General features: G+C 62.0%; 4 protein-coding genes. All 4 read left to right on the top strand.

What is annotated here, in order from left to right:
* Nucleotides 1-442 precede the first annotated feature (442 nt).
* Complete coding sequence (locus J1D76_RS27715) at nucleotides 443-2,269, top strand: DUF1302 domain-containing protein (protein ID WP_421141542.1); 1,827 nt, start codon at nucleotides 443-445, stop codon at nucleotides 2,267-2,269.
* Between the two features lie 11 nt (nucleotides 2,270-2,280).
* Nucleotides 2,281-3,618 (top strand): DUF1329 domain-containing protein, encoded by a 1,338-nt coding sequence (locus tag J1D76_RS27720; RefSeq protein ID WP_421141543.1) that lies wholly within the window; start codon nucleotides 2,281-2,283, stop codon nucleotides 3,616-3,618.
* A gap of 94 nt (nucleotides 3,619-3,712) precedes the next feature.
* Complete coding sequence (locus J1D76_RS27725; protein ID WP_421141545.1) at nucleotides 3,713-5,062, top strand: DUF1254 domain-containing protein; 1,350 nt, start codon at nucleotides 3,713-3,715, stop codon at nucleotides 5,060-5,062.
* Nucleotides 5,059-6,441 (top strand): DUF1254 domain-containing protein, encoded by a 1,383-nt coding sequence (locus J1D76_RS27730; protein ID WP_421141546.1) that lies wholly within the window; start codon nucleotides 5,059-5,061, stop codon nucleotides 6,439-6,441. The genes J1D76_RS27725 and J1D76_RS27730 overlap by 4 nt, the downstream gene beginning before the upstream one ends.
* Nucleotides 6,442-6,778: the final 337 nt, after the last annotated feature.

Genomic DNA, 6,778 nt, shown 5'->3' on the forward strand with positions numbered 1-6,778 from the left:
TGGCCAGAAGCCGAAGACGGCTTCCACGAATAGGCCTAATACATAGATGCAACGGGGCAGCGGTTTTTCAAAAGCGGGTAGACAGTGGGGGCGAGTCCATACATAGGAGCTGGCTTGCCAGCGAAGGCGGCCTGCCTGCATGCATCAAAGTTGGATGTACCGGCCTCTTCGCTGGCAAGCCAGCTCCTACAAGGTTAGCGGTGTGCACGGTATCCGCGTCTGCCCCCAATCCCCTGTAGGAGCTGGCTTGCCAGCGAAAGCGACCTGCCAGCCAGCATCAATGTTGGATCTGCCGGCCACTTCGCGAGCAGGCTCCCCCAAGTGCTTTCAAATCAGGTACTGCCTGACCCCCATGATTATTTTTTGTCGGCCATCGCTTGCGTGTCGCCGTCGATAGTTGGGCACCGTGTCCGGGCTGAGCAAACCTGACCGGAGCCTAATAATGATAAAAAAACGCTCGGCCACTGCCGGAGCCCGACCGCGGCTTCACCGGCTTGGCCATATCCGCCCGCAACCGCTTGCGCTGGCGATTTTTGCTGTACTCACGGGGCCTACCTATGCCACCACATTTGACGTCAACGAAGACTGGAGCCTGACCACCAAGACCAGCCTGAGCCTGGGCAGTAGTTGGTCAACGCAAAACCCCGACAAAAGCCTGATGACCCGCGCCAATGCCTTGCAGGCCCAGGGCAAAAATGCCAATGGCACCAGCGTCAGTGCCGACGACAACCGGCTGAACTTCGAGAAGGGCGACCCGATTTCGCAGCTGTTCAAGGGGCTCACCGATTTCAGCCTCGATGGCCAGGGCCAGGGCGCGTTCATCCGCTTCAAATACTGGTACGACCATGCCTATGAAACCGGCAATGGTCGCTTCAAGGATTTCGATGATTCGGGCTGGAACGACCTGTCCAAGTTCCAGGGCTTCCAGGTGCTCGACGCCTACGTCTGGAAAGACTTCCAGGTGGCCGATCATCCGTTGAACGTGAAGGTCGGCAACCAGGTGTTGTCCTGGGGGGAAGCGCTGCTGATCCAGAACGGCATCAACGTGATCAACCCGCTGGACATCTCGGCGTTCAACCGCCCTGGCGTGGAGATCAAGGAAGGCCAGTTACCGGTAGAGATGGTCTCCTTCAGCTTCGGCCTGAGCGATACCACCAACCTTGAAGGTTTCTACCAGTACAACTGGCGCCCCAGTGCTCTCGACGGTTGCGGCACCTTCTTCGCCAGCAGTGACGTGATCCAGCCCGGTTGCGGGCCACTGTACCTGAGCCAGGTGCAGACCGATCAACAGATGCAGGCCGCCGGTTTGTACGCCACCTCCCGGGGCAACGAATCGCCGTCGGACAACGGCCAGTTCGGCTTTGCCCTGCGCCAGATGATCCCGGCGCTGAACGATGCGGAAGCGGCGATCTACTACATCAACTACCACTCGCGCCTGCCGTATTTCACCATCGATGCCCGGAACACGTCCTTGCCCGGTACCTTCCCCGGTGGCATCCAGGCGCCGAGTTATGCGGCGGCCTTCCCGGAAAACATTCACCTGTACGGCGTCAGCCTCAACGGCGTCGAGCCGGTCACCGGGATTTCCCTGGCCGGCGAGCTGAGCTATCGCCCGAACATGCCGATTGCCATCAACGCGCCCGACGTCAACGTCGCGGTGATCTCCGGGCCGGGCGGCAGTTCCTGGGTGGATTTGCCGCAAGGCTTCAGCACCACCAATGGCAGCCAGTTCGACGCGTGGGAGCGCAAGGGTGTCTGGCAGATGACCGGCTCGGCCACCCAGGCCATCGACAACGTGCTGGGTGCCACGCGCCTGAGCCTGTTCGGTGAAGCAGGGGTCGTGCACATCGACGATCTGGGCGACGAGCGCCTGGGCCGCAATGCCGCGTTCGGTCGCAGCGCACCACGCAACGGCACGCTGTGCAACACCATGGCCTCCGGCGTCACCAACCAGTACTGCACCGACAAGGGCTTTGCCACCGACTGGTCGTGGGGTTATCGCCTGCGTGCCAGCCTCGAATACAGCGACGTGCTGCCGGGCATCAACCTGATTCCGGCGGTCAACTGGCGACACGACGTCAAGGGCTATTCCTACGACCCGCAAGGGCCGTTCCAGGAAGGCCAACAGGCCCTGGGCCTGAGCCTGACCGGCGTCTACATGAACGATTACAGCGTGGAACTGGCTTACAACGCGTTCTTCGGTTCCAACGACTACAGCACCCTCGACGACCGCGACTTCGCATCCGTCAGCTTCAAGGCAGACTTCTAAGGAGAACCGTTATGCGTATGCAATTGTGCGTGCTGGCCCTGGCCTGCACCGTCGGCCTGGCCCAGGCCAAAGGCACCGACCCGGCCCCACTGGGCAAGACCCTGACCCCCATGGGTTCGGAAATGGCGGCCAATGCCGACGGCAGTATTCCGGCCTGGACCGGTGGCCTGGCGAGCAACGCCGGCACTGTCGACAGCAAGGGCGGCTACAGCGACCCGTATGCCGCCGAAAAACCCTTGTACACGGTCACGGCGAAAAACCTGGCGCAGTACGAGAAGTTTCTCAGCCCTGGGCAAATCGCGTTGTTCAAGCGTTTCCCCGACAGCTACAAGATGAATATCTACCCGACCCATCGCAGCGCCAACCTGCCCAAGGATGTGCTGGCGGCGAGTCGCGACAACGTCGCCAAAACCACCATGGCCGATGGCGGCAACGGTTTGCATGACTACGCCAAGGGCATTCCGTTCCCACTGCCGACCGTAGCGCTGGAGGTAATGTGGAACCACATGACCCGTTATCGCGGCGGCAGCTACGAGCGCATCAGCAGCTCGGCGCTGGTGCGCGAAAACGGTGCCACCAGTTACGTGCGCAACCAGTCGCTGATCAACTTCGCCGACACCGTGGGGGGGCTGGAACCGGGTTCGAACATCCTGTTCATGTTCAAGAGCCGGGTGCTGGAACCGGCGCGTCTGTCCGGCGAAGCGGTGCTGGTGCATGAGCCGATCGACCAGGTCGCCGAGCCGCGTTCGGCCTGGCAATACCTGCCGGGCCAGCGTCGCGTACGTCGCGCACCGATGCTCGCCTACGACAACAGCGCGCGTTACAGCAACGGCCTGATCACCGCCGACAACATCGACGGCTACAACGGTGCGCCGGATCGTTTCGACTGGAAACTGGTGGGCAAGCAGGAGCTATTCATTCCTTACAACAGCTACAAGATCGGCAGCCGTGACCTCAAGTACGACGCCGTGATCAAGCCCAACCACGTCAACCAGGACCTGGCCCGCTACGAGAAGCACCGCGTGTGGGTCGTCGAAGCGACCCTCAAGCCGGGTGCCCGGCACCTCTACGCCAAACGTCGTTTCTATATAGACGAGGACAGCTGGCAGATCGCACAGTCGGACCAGTACGACAGCCGCGGCGAACTGTGGCGCAGCGGTGAACTGCACGCGATCCAGCAATACGATCACGGCTTCACCTACAACGTGCTGGAAACCTCCTATGACCTGATTTCCGGCCGCTACTACGCCGGTGGCCTGGCCAACGAAGAGACCGAACCGATGCGGGTGGGCTTCGCCGCCAAGACCGACGACTACACGCCGTCGGACCTGCGGCGCTGGGCGAAGTAATTTTCTCGACACCACACTCCGGCCCCTGTGGGAGCGGACAAACCCGCTCCCACAGGGGCCGGTGTGTGGATGTTTATCTGACAGGAGACCTGCCATGCGCAACTGGATATCCGCTCTGGCCCTGGGCACGACCCTGGGCACTGCTCACGCCGCACCCCTCGATCCACAGCAAGCCAAGGCCATGGCGCAAGAGGCCTACGTGTTCGCCTTCGCCACGGCCGAACACGACAAGGTGCTCAGCGCCATTGCCGCCCGGTTGCCATTCAACCGGCTCTACAGCGAGCCGCGTTTGCTGGGGCCGCAAGATAACAAAGTGGTGTCGCCCAACAACGACACCTTCTACTCCCGCGCCTTGCTCGACCTGCGCAGCGAACCTGTGGTGCTGGACGTGCCAGCCGTGCGTGATCGCTACTACAGCTTTCAACTGGTCGACCTGCGCACCGACAACCTCGACTACATCGGCACCCGCGCCACCGGTGAAAAGGCCGGCCGCTACCTGATCGCCGGGCCGGATTGGCAGGGCGACGTGCCGCCGGGCATCAGCGGGGTCATCCATTCGCCAAGCCGACTGGTGTTCCTGTTGGGGCGCACCGAGGTCAAGGGCGAAGCGGATTTGAAGGATGCCGCGCAAGTGCTGACAGGCTATGCCTTGCAACCGTTGTCAAAAATACTCGGCCATGCGGTGCCCGAGCCGTTGCCCGCGTTGCAACTGCCTGCCTACCAGGACACCCGGCAAGGAGCGGCGCAGGCGCTGTTCACCACCTTCAACGCGTTGGCACCGCTGCATCAATGGACGGAGTCCGAGCAGAAAAAACTCGCCCGTTTCGCCGCCATCGGCGTGAAGCCCGGCGTCGAATTCCAACCGCCTGCGCACGTCAGCGATGCCGTCGCCCAAGGCGCCGAAGCCGGTCGCGAGCAGGTGCGCGCAGCATCCAGCCAATTGTCGGTGGAGCGGCAGGGCTGGTTGCCGTCACCGTCCAACGTCGGCAAGTTCGGCGACGACGACCTGACCCGTGCCGCCGTCGCCTGGCGCTACATCTACGCCAACGATGCCGTAGAGGCGTTGTACCCGATGGCGCTGCACGACGCCGAAGGGCAGATGCTCAGCGGCCAGCATGCCTATCGCCTGCATTTCGCTGCCGGGCAGTTGCCGCCGGTGAATGCGTTCTGGTCGCTGACCCTGTACGACGGTAAAACCCAACTGCTCGTGGCCAACCCGATCCAGCGTTACGCGTTGGGCGACCGCAGCCCCGGTTTGCAATACGACGCCGATGGTGGCTTGACCTTGATCCTGCAAACCGATACACCGAAGACGGCGCCGCCGGGCAACTGGCTGCCGACACCGACCGGGCCGTTCAATCTGCTGTTGCGCCTGTACCTGCCCAAGGGCGCGGCGCTGGATGGGAGTTATCAATTGCCAACGATTGCAAGGATCGAATCATGAACCTGATATTCAGCCGACGCCGCGTATTGGGCGGCATGGGTGTATTGGGAGCAAGCCTGATGTTTCCACAGTGGTTGCTGGCGGCTGATTCCGATGATCCCCGGGTCATTGCGCAGCAGGCGTGGATCTACGCCTACCCGATGCTGATGCATTACCAGACCATGGAAAAACAGGCGCTCAACCCGGCGGCGCCGGAATACGTCGGCGGCTTCAATCGCTTCCGTCACTACAGCGAGTTGTTCACCCCGAACAACCGCGACATCGTCACGCCGAACAACGACACACCGTATTCCTGGGCCTGGCTCGACCTGCGCAGCGAACCGCAGGTGTTGAGCGTGCCAGCCGTGCCGGCCGACCGTTATTACGTCATGCAACTGGTCGACCAGTACACCCACAACTTTGCCTATGTCGGCGTGCTCAGCACCGGTCGCGATGCGGGCAATTACCTGATCGCCGGACCCGGCTGGGAAGGCGAGGTCCCGGATGGCGTCAAGGCCGTACTGCGCAGTGAAACCGAAATCGTCATGCTGCTCGGGCGCACGGGCCTGAAAAACGCCGCGGACTTGCCGGCGGTGCGCGCCTTGCAGCGCGAATACGGGTTGCGCTCGTTGCATGAATACACCGGCAGCCCAGCGCCCGTGGCGGCGCCGGCGATTGCCTGGCAACCCTGGGACAGCAAGACAGGCTTGGGACTGGAATTTATTCCCGCGTTGAACCAAATCCTCAGCCTGTGCCCGACGCAACCGTCCGAACAAGTCTTGCGCGAACGCTTTGCCCGCATCGGCATCGTGCCCGGTCAAGCGTTCGACCCGGCGACGTTACCGGAGGCCACGCGCCAGGCGCTGCTTGCCGGGATCCAGGATGCCCAGTTGCAATTGCAAACGGCCGTGAGCCAGGTGCGCACCACCCTGGGCCTGTTCGGTACTCGCCAAGCACTGAACGGCAACTACCTCAACCGCGCCGTCGCGGCGAGTGTCGGCATTTACGGCAACAGCGTGGAAGAGGCGTTCTACACCGGCGCTCGCCTGGATAGCCAAGGCCAGCCGTTGCAGGGCGGGCGCAGCTATCGCCTGCATTTCGCGCCGGGGCAATTGCCGCCAGCCAGCGAGTTCTGGTCGCTGACCTTGTATGACTTGCCGGACCGGCAACTGGTGGCCAACACGATCAACCGCTACTGCCTGAGCAGCCGCGATCAGTTGCAGAAGGATGCGGACGGCGGGTTGACCTTGATCCTGCAGGACACCGCGCCGCCTGAGCAAAACAACTGGTTGCCGACCCCGGCAAGCGGGGCGTTCACCCTGATCCTGCGGCTGTATGGGCCGGGTCAGCAGGTGGTCGATCAACGTTGGAAAATGCCGGTGGTTGAAGTGTTGTCTTGAACCAACCCCTGTAGGAGCGGGCTTGCCCGCGAAGGCGGTGTGTCAGGCAATGATGATGCCGGATCAGGTGGCCTCTTCGCTGGCAAGCCAGCTCCTACAAGGTCATGTGGTGTTTGCGACTACGCGATCCCCTGTAGGAGCGGGCTTGCCCGCGAAGGCGGTGTGTCAGGCAATGATGATGCCGGATCAGGTGACTTCTTCGCTGGCAAGCTGTTGTGGCTCAATATTTATGGACCATGATGTAGGAGTATCAGCCTAAGGAAGCATCATGGGATTTCGGATCGTTACTGCCGAAGAGAAGGCGGAAGCTGTGCGCTTGGTCGTGGAAATGAAGTAC

Source organism: Pseudomonas sp. NFX15 (genome assembly GCF_049132105.1).
In the GTDB taxonomy this organism is placed as follows: Bacteria; Pseudomonadota; Gammaproteobacteria; order Pseudomonadales; family Pseudomonadaceae; genus Aquipseudomonas.

Excerpts from the sequence above, each read along its gene's own strand:
- J1D76_RS27730 (WP_421141546.1), top strand. The coding sequence starts at position 5,059 with ATGAACCTGATATTCAGCCGACGCCGCGTATTGGGCGGCATGGGTGTA.
- J1D76_RS27715 (WP_421141542.1), top strand. The coding sequence starts at position 443 with ATGATAAAAAAACGCTCGGCCACTGCCGGAGCCCGACCGCGGCTTCAC.
- J1D76_RS27720 (WP_421141543.1), top strand. The coding sequence starts at position 2,281 with ATGCGTATGCAATTGTGCGTGCTGGCCCTGGCCTGCACCGTCGGCCTG.
- J1D76_RS27725 (WP_421141545.1), top strand. The coding sequence starts at position 3,713 with ATGCGCAACTGGATATCCGCTCTGGCCCTGGGCACGACCCTGGGCACT.